We start from the raw sequence: 12,897 nt of genomic DNA on the forward strand, positions 1-12,897 counted from the left end.
TTACACGTGATCCGGGTCGCGTCTGTCGAACGGGTTACCGAAGTCCTTCCCCGTTCACATGAACTCGGTCACACAGAAGGCATTTACACAGACGCATTCACATAGACGCGCGGAACCCGGGTTCCGATCCGCGTGACGATCTCGTACGCGATCGTGCCGCAGGCCTGCGCCCAGTCCTCGGCGGTGGGCTCCCCGCGGTCGCCGGGGCCGAACAGCACGGCCTCGCTGCCCACTTCGGGTTCGTCGCCGCCGAGGTCCACCACGAACTGGTCCATGGCCACCCGGCCGGCGACGGTGCGCCACTTGCCGTCGACCAGCACCGGACCGGTGCCGGAGGCGTGCCGGGGGATGCCGTCCGCGTAGCCGACCGGGACGAGGCCGAGGGTGGTCTCACCGGGGGTGACGTAATGGTGGCCGTAGCTGATGCCGTGCCCGCCGGGGGCGTGCTTGACCAGGGCCAGCGAGGCGCTGAGCGTCATCACGGGGCGCAGCCCGAAGTCGGCCGGGGTGCCCAGCTCCGGGCTGGGCGAGATGCCGTACAGGGCGATGCCGGTGCGCACGAGGTCGAAGTGGGTCTCGGGCAGGGTGAGCGTGGCGGGCGAGTTGGCGATGTGCCGCACCTCGGGGCGCACGCCCTGCTCCTCGGCGTACCCCAGCATCTCCCGGAAGCGGTCGAGCTGGGCGGTGATGGAGGGGTGGCCGGGCTCGTCGGCGCAGGCGAAGTGCGACCACAGCCCGGTGACCTTCACCAGTCCCTCGGCCTCGGCGCGCAGGGACTCGGCGACCAGCTCGGCCCAGTCCGCCCCGGGCTGGCAGCCGTTGCGGCCGAGCCCGGTGTCCGCCTTGAGCTGCACGCGCGCGTGCCGCCCGGCCTCCCTGGCGGCCGCGACGACCTCCCGCAGCGCCCACATGCCGCTCACCGACACGTCGATGCCGGCCTCGACGGCCTGCCGCCAGGGGCCGCCCGGCACCCACAGCCAGCACAGAACGGGCCCCCGCAGTCCGGCCGCGCGCAGCGCGAGGGCCTCCTCGGGCGTGGCCGTGCCGAGCCAGGTCGCGCCCGCCGCGAGGGCCTCGCGGGCGCAGGGCACCGCCCCGTGGCCGTACCCGTCGGACTTGACGACGGCCATCAGGGCCGCGCCCTTCGCCCGGGCACGCAGGGCACGCACATTGGCCCGCAGGGCGCCCAGGTCGATCTCGGCACGGGCGCGCAGGGGGGCGGTCGGCACAGTCGCAGTCTCACTCATCGCGCCCCCAGTGTCTCAGAGGGCCGTCAGGGCCCCGGCCGCAGTCTCCGGACCTCAGGTACCCGGCCGCCTCCCCCATACGTAGACATGGTCGCCCTTCTTCAGCACGTCCCACAGGGTGCGCGCGTCGGAGAGCTTCAGGTTCACGCATCCCATGGAGCCGACGGTCGTGTAAATGCTGCCGTAGACGGCGTGGAAGGCCTGGCCGCCGTCGAAGAACTGGGCGTACGGCATGGGCTGGTTGTAGAGGGTCGACACGTGGTTCTTGTGCCGCCAGTAGATGGTGTGCCAGCCCTTGCGGGTGACGTACCCCTTGCGTCCGCTGCGCATGGGCACCGGCCCGAACACCACCTTGGAGCCCTTCTGCACCCAGGTGAGCTGCCGGTCCAGATCGACGCAGGCCACCTTGTACGACCGGACGGGGCACTTCCCGGCCGCGTTCGGGTTCTTCTTCGCGGCGACGAGCATCATGGTCGACCAGGTGACGGGCCCGGCGAACCCGATGGCGGGCTTGATCTTGTACTTCAGCTGGAAGGCGCGGATGGCCTTGCAGTCGGCGGTGGACTGCTTCCCGTCGACCTTCAGCTTCAGCCACGCCTCGACCTGCCACTGATAGGGGCCGGCCTGCTTGCTGCACGTCGCCTTGCCGACCGCGTCGTCCAGCGGCACGTACTCGATGAGGTCGTACGTCCCCGGCGCCGCGTCCCTCGGCTCCACGGCGTCCTCGGCCTTGCTCGGCGTGTACACCCGCGGCGGCAACGCCTGGTCGGGCGTGTCGATCTGCCACGGCTGGGCGGGCCCCGGGGCGACACCGGGCACCAGCTCGGGGGCGACGGCGGGGGGTACGGGAGCGGCAGCCGCGTGCACGCTCGCCGCTGGGGCACCGGCCGCCGGGGAGGCCACGGCGGTGCCGGCCGCCGGGAGGGCCGTCGCGGTGGCGAGCAGCACGGCGACGCCTCTGGACGCGATTCGTCTGCTGATCATGCGATCAGCCAAGCGCGCGGCTCCGCCGGATCAGGGGTGCCGCGCGGGGGAGGTCACCCGGGGGATGGAGCTGGGTACGTCGGTAATCGGCCGGGTGCGGGTGCGTGGGGGCTGGTCGCGCAGTTCCCCGCGCCCCTTCGGGGCGCTCCTGCAGCCCTGCGCCACAGTCGTACCCGCGTAGCTGCGGGCAGTCGTGCCTCCCCCAGTGCCTTAAGGGCCTGGGGGGACCCCCAGGCGGCACGGGTGGGCGCAGCGGCACCCCGCCAGCGCGGGCAAGCGACACCCACCCCCGCCCAGCCGCAGCACCGGGTGCCCCGCCGGCGCAGACGAGCGAGCCCCCCGCCCAGCCACACCCCGGTCGGCTACAGCGCACGCACGTCCCGCCACGCCTCCGGAATGTGCGCGGCCACGTCATGCGCTCCCACCGGCGCGCCGTCCGCCGCGAAGCGGCCGGCGAGGCCGTGCAGGTAGGCCGCCGCGCTCCCGGCGTCCAGCGCGGACAGCCCCGCCGCCAGCAGCGACCCGCCGAGCCCTGACAACACGTCACCGCTGCCCGCGGTGGCCAGCCAAGGGGTACCCGTGGCGTTGACCCGCACGGCCCCGCCCCCGGCGTCGGCGACCAGGGTCGTGGACCCCTTCAGCAGCACCGTCGCCCGGTACGCCGCCGCCAGCTCCCGCACCGCGGCCAGCCGGGCCTCCTCGACCTCCTCCCGGCGTACGCCCAGCAGCGCGGCGGCCTCCCCGGCATGGGGCGTCATCAGGGTCGGCGCCGTACGCCCGCGCACCGCGTCCCGCTCGGCCAGCCGCAGCCCGTCCGCGTCGAGCAGCACCGGCACGTCCGCCGCGAGCACCTCGGCCACGGTCACGGCGTCGTCCCCGGCACCCGGCCCGACCACCCAGGCCTGCACCCGCCCCGCCTTCGCCGGTCCCCGGTCGGACACCAGCGTCTCCGGGAAGCGGGCGATGACGGCCTCCCCGGCCGGCCCGACGTAGCGCACGGCACCCGCCCCGCCCCGCAGTGCGCCGGAGACGGCGAGCACGGCGGCGCCGGGATAGCGCGCGGACCCGGCGGCGATGCCGACGACCCCGCGCCGGTACTTGTCGCTCTCCCCGGCGGGCACCGGCAACAGCCGTGCCACGTCGGCGTGTTGCAGGGCCTGGAGCTCGGGTTCGGCGGGAGGTTCCAGGCCGATGTCGACGAGCCGGACGACCCCGGCGTACTCCCGCGCCGGATCGATCAGCAGGCCCGGCTTGTACGTCCCGAAGGTCACCGTCAGATCGGCCCGGATCGCGGCCCCCCGCACCTCTCCGGTGTCCGCCTCGACCCCGCTCGGCAGGTCCACGGCCACCACGGCGGCCCGGGACCGCTCGGCGGCACCGGCCAGGGCCTCGGCCCCGGGCCGCAGCCCGCCCTTGCCGCCGATCCCGACGATCCCGTCCACGACGAGGTCGGCCCGCTCGATCAGCCCGTCGGCGGAACCGGCCCCGGCGACCGCGCCTCCTGCCCGCCGCAGCGCGGCCAGCCCGCCCGCGTGCGCCCGCTCGGGCGTCAGGAGCACGGCGGTGACCCCGGCCCCGCGCCGGGCCAGCCGCGCCCCGGCGTACAACGCGTCCCCGCCGTTGTCACCGCTGCCGACGAGCAGCACCACCCGGCTGCCGTACACCCGGCCGAGCAACTCGGCGCAGGCGGCGGCCAGCCCCGCGGCCGCCCGTTGCATCAACGCACCGTCCGGCAGCCGCGCCATCAGCGCCCGTTCGGCCGCCCTTACCGTCTCCACGCCGTACGCACTCCGCATGGCACCGAGTCTGCCCCGGAACGGCCGTCACCCACACCCGGGGTTCAGCCCTCGGCGACCACCACGGCCGAGGCGACGCCCGCGTCATGACTGAGCGACACGTGCCAGGACCGCACGCCCAGCTCCGCGGCCCGCGCGGCCACGGTGCCCGTCACCCTCAGCTGGGGCTGCCCGCTGTCCTCGACGTACACCTCGGCATCGGTCCAGTGCAGCCCGGGTGGCGCCCCCAGCGCCTTCGCCAGGGCCTCCTTGGCGGCGAACCGGGCCGCGAGCGAGGCGATCCCGCGCCGTTCCCCGCTGGGCAGCAGCAGCTCCCGCGCCACGAACAGCCGGTCGGCCAGCCCGGGCGTCCGCTCCAGCGACGCGCGAAACCGGTCGATCTCGGCGACGTCGATCCCGACTCCGATGATGCTCATGCCGGGCAGCCTACGGTCGCGGCCCCGGCGGCACCCGCCCACCGGCCGCCCGCCACCCGCCCACCTGTCGAAACGCAACTGCCGTCCGCGCGCGTGCCGTCTACGCTCCGTCCCATGACGCCCCAGAACTACCTCTCCGAACTGTTCTCGCTGGACGGCCGTGTCGCCGTGGTGACCGGAGGCAGTTCCGGCATCGGCCGGGCCATCGCCGGGGCGCTGGCCCGGGCCGGTGCGAGCGTGGTGGTCGTGGCCCGCACCAAGGACCAACTGGAGGAGACGGTCGGCGAGTTGACGGCTGCGGGCTGCCGGGCCGCCTGGGTCGCCGTCGATCTGGGGACCCGCGACGGCGTGCGCGCGGCGGCCGAGGAGGCGGCCGCCGTCTTCGGTGAGCCGGACATCCTCGTCAACTCCGCCGGGATCAACCTGCGGCCGCCGATGGGTGAGCTCGGCGAGGACGTGTGGGACGCCACCATGGCCGTGAACCTGGAGGCGCCTTTCCTGCTGGGGCAGCGCTTCGGGCCCGGCATGGCGGAGCGCGGCTTCGGCCGGATCATCCACATCACCTCCCAGCAGGCCCACCGCGCCTTCGTGCAGAGCGGGGCCTACGGCGTCTCCAAGGGCGCGCTGGAGTCGCTGGCCCGCTCGCAGGCGGAGGCCTGGTCGCCGTACGGCGTCACCGTCAACACCCTGGTGCCGGGCTTCGTGATGACGCCGCTCAACCGGCGGCTGTCGTCCGACCCTGACAAGGTGACCGCCCTGGCCGCCCGCACGATGACCGGCCGCAACGGCCTCGCCGAGGACTTCGAAGGCGCGGCCGTCTTCCTCGCGAGCCGCGCCTCCGCCTACATCACAGGCCAGTCGATCTTCGTGGACGGCGGCTTCTCGGTCCACTGAGCGCCCCCCAGGGGCGCGGGGAACTGCGCGACCAGCCCCATCGGACCCGCAGCCGGCGAACAACCGCACCCGGCAGACGAGTAGCCGCACCCGCCCCCTACTCCACCGTCACCGACTTCGCCAGATTCCGCGGCTGATCCACCTCGTTCCCCCTGGCGGTGGCCAACTCGCACGCGAAGACCTGGAGCGGCACCGTGGCCACCAGCGGCTGCAGCAGGGTCGGGGTGGCCGGGATGCGGATCAGGTGGTCGGCGTACGGGACCACCGCCTCGTCGCCCTCCTCGGCGATGACGATCGTGCGGGCACCGCGCGCCCGGATCTCCTGGATGTTGGAGACGATCTTGTCGTGCAGGACCGAGCGGCCGCGCGGGGACGGGACGACGACCACGACCGGCACGTCCTCCTCGATCAGCGCGATCGGGCCGTGCTTCAGCTCGCCCGCCGCGAACCCCTCGGCGTGCATGTAGGCGAGTTCCTTCAGCTTCAGGGCGCCTTCGAGGGCGACCGGGTAACCCACGTGCCGGCCCAGGAACAGCACCGTGTTCTTCGCGGCCAGGCTCCGGGCCAGCTCGCGCACCGGCTCCATGGTCTCCAGGACCCGCTCGACCTCCACCGAGATACGGGACAGGTCCTTGATCACGGCCTGGATCTCGTCGCCCCACTTGGTGCCGCGCACCTGGCCGAGGTACAGCGCCACCAGGTAGCAGGCGACCAGCTGGGTCAGGAACGCCTTGGTGGAGGCCACCGCGACCTCCGGGCCGGCGTGCGTGTAGAGCACCGCGTCCGACTCGCGCGGGATCGTCGAGCCGTTGGTATTGCAGATCGCCAGCACCTTGGAGCCCTGCTCGCGGGCGTGCCGCAGCGCCATCAGGGTGTCCATGGTCTCGCCGGACTGGGAGATGGCGATGACCAGGGAGCGGCCGTCCAGGATGGGGTCCCGGTACCGGAACTCGCTGGCGAGCTCCACCTCGCAGGGGATGCGCGTCCAGTGCTCGATGGCGTACTTGGCGATCAGGCCGGCGTGGAAGGCCGTACCGCACGCGACGATGACGACCTTGTCGATCTCCCGCAGCTCGGAGGGCGTGATACGGACCTCGTCCAGGGTCAGCGAACCCGACGGGTCGATGCGGCCCAGCAGCGTGTCGGCGACCGCCTTGGGCTGCTCGGCGATCTCCTTGAGCATGAAATAGTCGTACCCGCCCTTTTCCGCGGCGGAGGCGTCCCAGTCCACGTGGTAGCTGCGGACCTCGGCCGGGCGGCCGTCGAAGCCCGTGACCGTGACGCCGTCGCGGCGCAGCTCCACGACCTGGTCCTGGCCGAGCTCGATCGCGGAGCGCGTGTGGGCGATGAACGCGGCGACGTCCGAGGCCAGGAACGCCTCACCGTCTCCGACGCCCACCACCAGCGGCGAGTTCCGCCGCGCGCCGACGACCACGTCCGGCTCGTCCGCGTGCACCGCGACCAGCGTGAACGCGCCCTCCAGCCGCCGGCAGACCAGCCGCATGGCCTCCGCGAGGTCCGCGCAGGAGGAGAACTCCTCGGCCAGCAGGTGGGCGACGACCTCCGTGTCCGTCTCGGAGTTCAGTTCGTGGCCGCGCTCGGCGAGTTCGGCCCGCAGGACCGCGAAGTTCTCGATGATGCCGTTGTGGACGACGGCGACCCGGCCCGCGTTGTCGAGATGCGGGTGGGCGTTGGCGTCCGTGGGTCCGCCGTGCGTGGCCCAGCGGGTGTGGCCGATGCCCGTCGCGCCCGCCGGCAGCGGCCGCTCGGCCAGTTCCTTCTCCAGGTTGACCAGTTTGCCCGCCTTCTTCGCCGCGGCCAGCCCGCCGTCGGCCAGCACGGCGACACCCGCCGAGTCGTAACCCCGGTACTCCAGCCGCTTCAGCCCGGTCATCACGACATCGAGCGCCGACTGTGACCCTACGTATCCAACGATTCCGCACATGGGCCGCAGCCTACGACCCGGAAACGGCCAGAACTGGCCTCCGCCTGCCCGAAATCGGAAATTCCCACCGTCGTACGAGGGCCGGTCCGCGCACTTCGCGGAGGATTCCGGTGGCGGGCGTGATGGACCCCACCCGCCGCGCTGTTCAAACTCCGTTAACAATGGACTGTGATCTCACCGGTCTCCTCGATGCCCCGGAGCGCCCACCGGCACAGGCCGGAGGCGACTCCCTACGTCGACCTCACCCGCGCCGAGTGGAGCGCGCTGCGCGACAAGACGCCGCTGCCGCTCACCGCTGAGGAGGTGGAGAGGCTGCGCGGTCTGGGCGATGTGATCGACCTGGACGAGGTGCGGGACATCTACCTCCCGCTCTCCCGGCTCCTCAACCTCTACGTCGGCGCCACGGACGGCCTGCGCGGCGCGCTGAACACCTTCCTCGGCGAGCAGGGCTCCCAGTCCGGCACCCCGTTCGTGATAGGGATCGCCGGATCCGTGGCCTGCGGCAAGTCCACCGTCGCCCGTCTCCTGCAGGCCCTCCTCTCCCGCTGGCCCGAGCACCCGCGCGTGGAGCGGGTCACCACCGACGGCTTCCTGCTGCCGACCAAGGAGCTGCAGGCCCGCGGCCTGATGTCGCGGAAGGGTTTCCCCGAGTCCTATGACCGCCGGGCCCTGACCCGTTTCGTCGCCGACATCAAGGCGGGCAAGGACGAGGTCACCGCCCCCGTCTACTCCCACCTGATCTACGACATCGTCCCGGACGAGAAGCTCGTCGTGCGCCGCCCCGACATCCTGATCGTCGAGGGCCTGAACGTCCTGCAGCCCGCCCTGCCCGGCAAGGACGGCCGTACCCGGGTCGGTCTCGCCGACTACTTCGACTTCAGCGTGTACGTCGACGCCAACGCCGAGGACGTCGAGCGCTGGTACCTCAACCGCTTCAAGAAGCTGCGCCAGACCGCCTTCCAGGACCCGAACTCGTACTTCCGCAAGTACACCCAGGTCTCCGAGGAGGAGGCCCTCGACTACGCCCGCACGCAGTGGCGGACGATCAACAAGCCCAACCTGGTCGAGAACATCGCCCCCACCCGCGGCCGGGCCACCCTTGTGGTCCGCAAGGGCCCGGACCACAAGGTGCAGCGGCTGAGGCTGCGCAAACTGTGACGTCCTCTGGTGGGGATCGTCCTGGCCGGCACGCTCACGCTGCCGGCCCAGAAGTGGCTGTGGGCGAGGCAGCGTGAGCGCGCGGCGGAGGCGGGCGGCCTCTAGAACACTCGTTCGCAAGCGGTGATCATGTCACCGGGGTCGCGGAACACCGTGTCGGTGCCACCGCCGCAGTTCACCATGTCATCGGCGACATGATCCTGCACACCGATCGTGTCGTTGCCGTTGCCGGTGATCACCCTGTCCATGCCCGTACCGGCGTCGACGGTGGTGTTGACCGGCGCCATCGAACCGTCGAAGTAGTCGTTCCCGTCGCCCAGCTGGACGGCGAGGCTGGTGGCAGGGCCACAGTCGGCGGTGTTGGGGGACAGCCGGGTACAACCCGGGCCGACCGCGATGCCGTGGGTGTCGGTGAGGTACAGATGGGGACCGGAAACGGTGGCCGTGACCGTGTTGTTCACACCGGGTTGCGCCTGGAGCACGGCAAGACTGCCGAAGAGGCGGAACGCCGTGGAACCCGGCGTCTGGGCGGCGGCCGGGGTGGCGGCCGAGGCGACGAGGACACCCGCCACCAGGGCCGGACCGACCGCTCGCTTCAAGGTACTGCTCACGATCTTCATGCTGCGCTTTCTCACTTCCGTCGAAGGGGGCACGCCACACGGGACGGCCTCGACGGAAGGGATACCGACAGCGATCGATTTCGCATCCTTTATTGCGTTCTTAGGGTGACTCGCGTGCCCCGGAAGGGCGCACCCGTGTGGGACGTCCGGGGCAGGAGACGCTCCCGCCCCGGCGGATCCCGCCGGCCTAACCCAGCGCCGACTTCACCGCGTCGGCCAGCCGCCCGGCCACCGACCGCGCCTGGTCGATGTCGGCCGCCTCGACCATCACCCGCACCAACGGCTCGGTGCCGGACGGCCTGAGCAGCACCCGCCCGGTCTCCCCCAGCTCCCGCTCCGCCTCGGCGACGGCGGCCGCGAGGTCGGCCGAGGTCCTCACCCGGGACTTGTCCACGTCCGGCACGTTGATCAGCACCTGCGGCAGCCGCTCCATGACCGAGGCCAGCTCCCGCAGCGAACGCCCGGTCTCGGCGACCCGCGCCGCCAGCAGCAGCCCGGTCAGCGTGCCGTCGCCGGTGGTCGCGTGGTCGAGGATGATGACGTGCCCGGACTGCTCGCCGCCCAGGGCGTACCCGTGCTCCTTCATCTCCTCCAGCACGTACCGGTCGCCGACGGCGGTCTGCACCAGGTTGATCCCGGCCTTCTCCATCGCCAGCTTGAAGCCCAGGTTGGACATCACGGTGGCGACGACCGTGTCGGCCCGCAGCGCGGAGCGCTCCCGCATGGCCAGCGCCAGCACGGAGAGGATCTGGTCGCCGTCGACCTCCTCGCCGGTGTGGTCCACGGCCAGGCACCGGTCGGCGTCGCCGTCGTGCGCGATGCCGAGGTCCGCGCCGTGTTCGACGACCGCGGCCTTCAGCTGGTCCAGATGCGTGGAACCGCAGCCGTCGTTGATGTTGAGCCCGTCCGGCTCCGCGCCGATCGTGATGACCTCGGCGCCCGCCCGGGAGAACGCCTCCGGCGAGACCCCCGAGGCCGCGCCGTGCGCTTCGTCCAGGACGATCTTCAGTCCGTCGAGCCGGTTCGGGAGGACGGAGAGGAGATGGACGACGTAATTCTCGAAGCCCTCGTCGTACGACCGCACGCGGCCCACGCCGGCGCCCGTCGGCCGCTCCCACGGCTCGCCGTGCCGGTGGGAGTCGTACACCGCCTCGATCCGGTCCTCCAGCTCGTCGGCGAGTTTGTGGCCGCCGCGGGCGAAGAACTTGATGCCGTTGTCCGGCATGGCGTTGTGGCTGGCGGAGAGCATCACGCCCAGGTCGGCGCCGAGGGCGCCGGTCAGATGGGCCACCGCGGGCGTCGGCAGCACGCCGACGCGCAGGACGTCCACGCCCGCGCTCGCGAGGCCCGCGACCACGGCCGCCTCCAGGAACTCCCCGGACGCCCGCGGGTCCCGACCGACCACCGCCGTCGGCTTGTGGCCCTCGAAGGTGCCCGCCTCGGCCAGCACGTGGGCCGCCGCGACGGACAGGCCGAGCGCCATCTCGGCGGTCAGGTCCGCGTTGGCGACACCGCGCACACCGTCCGTGCCGAAGAGTCGTCCCACTTGTCCTCCTGAGGAAACTGCGATCACACAAGCCGAAGAGCGGCTGAGCGTCTCGTGTCGTTATACGCCCTTGCCTGGGATAAACGAACGCCCCGACGGCACAGGTGGCGTGCCGCCGGGGCGTTCGGAGTACGAGCAGGCAGCTGCTGATTAGCGCTTGCTGTACTGCGGAGCCTTGCGGGCCTTCTTCAGACCGGCCTTCTTCCGCTCGACCGCGCGGTCGTCGCGCTTGAGGAAGCCGGCCTTCTTCAGCGGGCCGCGGTTGTTGTCGACGTCGGCCTCGTTCAGGGCGCGGGCGACACCGAGGCGGAGGGCACCGGCCTGACCGGAGACACCGCCACCCGCGATGCGGGCGATGACGTCGTAACGGCCGTCGAGCTCGAGCACCTTGAAGGGCTCGTTGACTTCCTGCTGGTGCACCTTGTTCGGGAAGTAGTCCTCGAGGGTGCGACCGTTGATCTTCCACTTGCCGGTGCCCGGAACGATCCGGACGCGGGCGATGGCGTTCTTGCGGCGGCCCAGGCCGGCGGCCGGCTGGGGCTCACCGAAGCGCGAGGCGAGGGACTCGGAGGTGTACTCACCCTCCACCGGAACCTCGGACTCGGTGGTGTAGCTGTCGATGTCAAGCTCTTCGAGCGGCTGCTCGGCAGTGGTCTCGGCCACGATTCTCCTCAGATTCTGTTCAGTCTTAGGGGGTGGCCGGACTTACTGCGCGACCTGGGTGATCTCGTACGGCTGCGGCTGCTGCGCGCCGTGCGGGTGCTGGTCACCCTTGTAGACCTTCAGCTTCGAGAGCATCTGACGGCCCAGGGAGTTCTTCGGGAGCATGCCCTTGACGGCCTTCTCGATGGCCTTCTCGGGGTTCTTGTCCAGCAGCTCGTCGTAACGGACGGAGCGCAGACCACCCGGGTAGCCGGAGTGGCGGTAGGCCATCTTCTGGGTCCGCTTGTTGCCGGACAGGTGCACCTTGTCGGCGTTGATGATGATGACGAAGTCACCAGCGTCGACGTGCGGGGCGTAGATCGGCTTGTGCTTGCCCCGCAGAAGGGTCGCTGCGGTGGTGGCGAGACGGCCCAGGACAACGTCCTGAGCGTCGATGACGTGCCACTGGCGCGTCACATCGCCGGGCTTGGGGCTGTACGTACGCACGGTTCGTAGCCTTCGCTTCGAGTGAATGGTCCTGAACAGGTCACCGAAACGATCACGACAGCCTGGACCGCACGGCGGCGACGCATACCGCGTAGTGGGGTCGCTGGTCATCGGCCCGGTGGACCGGTGTAAGGGCCCGTCCCGTGAGAATGAGCAAGCCAATACACAACGAACAAGCAGGATACCGGGGTCGTCGGTGAGGGTCAAAACGAGCGATCGGCGTGCTCACCCCCGCCCCCCGTCTAAGATGCGCCCCATGAGTTACGGGCAGGGGGGACCCCAGTCTCAGTGGGATCCCTGGAAACCGCATTCCCAGCAGTCCTGGACCACCGGCGGTGACGACGGGACCCCGGACTGGGCCGCGCTCGCCGAGGCCTCGGAGACCCGCAACAAGCGCCGCAAGCTGTTGTTCATCGGCGCCGGCGCGGTCGCCACGGTCGCGGTCGGCACGGCTGTGGCCATGGCCGTCGTCTCCGCGAACAGCGGCGCCGACGCCCACGGCACGCCCACCAACCTGCCCGCCAGCGCCGCCGTGCCCAGCGGCTCGGCCACCCCCTCCTTCGCGCCCACCAGCGCCCCGCCGCCGCTGGACCCGAAGGACTTCATAGCCAGCGCCAAGAAGGACACGGCCCCGCTCAGCGCCGACACCCTCTTCCCGGGGACGCAGCTGACCATGAACGGCACCGTGTACAAGAAGGGCGCCACGGCCGACACCACGAACTGCGCCTCGGCCGCCAGCGCGAACCTGCCCAAGATCCTCACCGCGGGCGGCTGCACCCGGCTGATCCGCGCGACCTACACCAACGGCGGCGTCGCGGTCACCGTCGGCGTCGCGGTCTTCGACGACCAGGCGCACGCCACCAAGGTCAGGCGGCAGGCCAAGAAGAACGCCGTGGTGCGCTCCCTGCCCGGCAAGGGCGTGAAGAACTTCTGCGACTCCGCGGTCTGCCTGACGACCACGAACTCCGTCGGCCGCTACGTCTACCTCACCACCGGCGGCTTCCTCAACGGCAAGAACGTCACCAACAAGGACACGAAGGTCTTCTCCGCCGGCAACGACCTGCAGCAGTTCGTCTTCAACCAGATCTACCGCCGCGGCCAGGCCCAGGCGTCGGCGGCTGCGAACGGCTGACACCGGCCAC

The 12,897-nt window shown here is 71.5% G+C and carries 12 protein-coding genes; 3 read left to right on the forward strand and 9 right to left on the reverse strand.

Annotated features, from left to right (window positions below; genetic code table 11):
• Window positions 1-83: 83 nt before the first annotated feature.
• The 4 genes from alr to ABB07_RS15540 form a co-directional block, all read right to left on the reverse strand.
• Complete coding sequence (gene alr, locus ABB07_RS15525) at window positions 84-1,247, reverse strand: alanine racemase (RefSeq protein ID WP_208899282.1); 1,164 nt, start codon at window positions 1,245-1,247, stop codon at window positions 84-86.
• Between the two features lie 54 nt (window positions 1,248-1,301).
• Window positions 1,302-2,231, reverse strand: a complete 930-nt coding sequence (locus tag ABB07_RS15530; RefSeq protein ID WP_208899283.1) for a L,D-transpeptidase — start codon at window positions 2,229-2,231, stop codon at window positions 1,302-1,304.
• A gap of 362 nt (window positions 2,232-2,593) precedes the next feature.
• The gene (locus ABB07_RS15535; RefSeq protein ID WP_208899284.1) at window positions 2,594-4,027 is read right to left on the reverse strand and encodes an NAD(P)H-hydrate dehydratase; all 1,434 of its coding nucleotides are present in this window, start codon (window positions 4,025-4,027) and stop codon (window positions 2,594-2,596) included.
• A 44-nt stretch (window positions 4,028-4,071) separates the two neighbouring features.
• Entirely contained in the window at window positions 4,072-4,443 is a 372-nt protein-coding gene (locus ABB07_RS15540) for a holo-ACP synthase (RefSeq protein WP_142218614.1), read from the reverse strand.
• A 114-nt stretch (window positions 4,444-4,557) separates the two neighbouring features.
• Here ABB07_RS15540 and ABB07_RS15545 point away from each other — a divergent pair, with 114 nt between their 5' ends.
• The gene (locus ABB07_RS15545) at window positions 4,558-5,337 is read left to right on the forward strand and encodes an SDR family NAD(P)-dependent oxidoreductase (RefSeq protein WP_208899285.1); all 780 of its coding nucleotides are present in this window, start codon (window positions 4,558-4,560) and stop codon (window positions 5,335-5,337) included.
• Between the two features lie 97 nt (window positions 5,338-5,434).
• On the opposite strand, the gene glmS is transcribed toward ABB07_RS15545, so the two are convergent.
• Window positions 5,435-7,282, reverse strand: a complete 1,848-nt coding sequence (glmS, locus tag ABB07_RS15550) for a glutamine--fructose-6-phosphate transaminase (isomerizing) (RefSeq protein WP_208899286.1) — start codon at window positions 7,280-7,282, stop codon at window positions 5,435-5,437.
• A gap of 189 nt (window positions 7,283-7,471) precedes the next feature.
• Between glmS and coaA the strand changes: the two genes are divergently transcribed.
• A complete protein-coding gene (gene coaA / locus ABB07_RS15555) occupies window positions 7,472-8,440 on the forward strand; it encodes a type I pantothenate kinase (protein WP_208903463.1) in 969 nt (322 codons plus the stop codon).
• Between the two features lie 101 nt (window positions 8,441-8,541).
• On the opposite strand, the gene ABB07_RS15560 is transcribed toward coaA, so the two are convergent.
• The 4 genes from ABB07_RS15560 to rplM form a co-directional block, all read right to left on the reverse strand.
• A complete protein-coding gene (locus ABB07_RS15560; protein ID WP_208899287.1) occupies window positions 8,542-9,051 on the reverse strand; it encodes a hypothetical protein in 510 nt (169 codons plus the stop codon).
• Between the two features lie 196 nt (window positions 9,052-9,247).
• Window positions 9,248-10,606 (reverse strand): phosphoglucosamine mutase, encoded by a 1,359-nt coding sequence (gene glmM, locus ABB07_RS15565; RefSeq protein WP_208899288.1) that lies wholly within the window; start codon window positions 10,604-10,606, stop codon window positions 9,248-9,250.
• Window positions 10,607-10,756: 150 nt separating this feature from the next.
• The gene (gene rpsI, locus ABB07_RS15570; RefSeq protein ID WP_030601145.1) at window positions 10,757-11,269 is read right to left on the reverse strand and encodes a 30S ribosomal protein S9; all 513 of its coding nucleotides are present in this window, start codon (window positions 11,267-11,269) and stop codon (window positions 10,757-10,759) included.
• 42 nt (window positions 11,270-11,311) lie between these two features.
• The gene (gene rplM, locus ABB07_RS15575) at window positions 11,312-11,755 is read right to left on the reverse strand and encodes a 50S ribosomal protein L13 (protein WP_003998796.1); all 444 of its coding nucleotides are present in this window, start codon (window positions 11,753-11,755) and stop codon (window positions 11,312-11,314) included.
• A 256-nt stretch (window positions 11,756-12,011) separates the two neighbouring features.
• On the opposite strand from rplM, the gene ABB07_RS15580 reads away from it, so the two are divergent.
• Window positions 12,012-12,887 (forward strand): hypothetical protein, encoded by an 876-nt coding sequence (locus tag ABB07_RS15580; RefSeq protein WP_208899289.1) that lies wholly within the window; start codon window positions 12,012-12,014, stop codon window positions 12,885-12,887.
• Window positions 12,888-12,897 lie beyond the last annotated feature (10 nt).

The sequence above is a fragment of the Streptomyces incarnatus genome, from assembly GCF_001027185.1.
In the GTDB taxonomy this organism is placed as follows: Bacteria; Actinomycetota; Actinomycetes; order Streptomycetales; family Streptomycetaceae; genus Streptomyces; species Streptomyces puniciscabiei.

Excerpts from the sequence above, each read along its gene's own strand:
- alr (WP_208899282.1), bottom strand. The coding sequence starts at position 1,247 with ATGAGTGAGACTGCGACTGTGCCGACCGCCCCCCTGCGCGCCCGTGCC.
- ABB07_RS15530 (WP_208899283.1), bottom strand. The coding sequence starts at position 2,231 with ATGATCAGCAGACGAATCGCGTCCAGAGGCGTCGCCGTGCTGCTCGCC.
- ABB07_RS15535 (WP_208899284.1), bottom strand. The coding sequence starts at position 4,027 with ATGCGGAGTGCGTACGGCGTGGAGACGGTAAGGGCGGCCGAACGGGCG.
- ABB07_RS15540 (WP_142218614.1), bottom strand. The coding sequence starts at position 4,443 with ATGAGCATCATCGGAGTCGGGATCGACGTCGCCGAGATCGACCGGTTT.
- ABB07_RS15545 (WP_208899285.1), top strand. The coding sequence starts at position 4,558 with ATGACGCCCCAGAACTACCTCTCCGAACTGTTCTCGCTGGACGGCCGT.
- glmS (WP_208899286.1), bottom strand. The coding sequence starts at position 7,282 with ATGTGCGGAATCGTTGGATACGTAGGGTCACAGTCGGCGCTCGATGTC.
- coaA (WP_208903463.1), top strand. The coding sequence starts at position 7,472 with ATGCCCCGGAGCGCCCACCGGCACAGGCCGGAGGCGACTCCCTACGTC.
- ABB07_RS15580 (WP_208899289.1), top strand. The coding sequence starts at position 12,012 with ATGAGTTACGGGCAGGGGGGACCCCAGTCTCAGTGGGATCCCTGGAAA.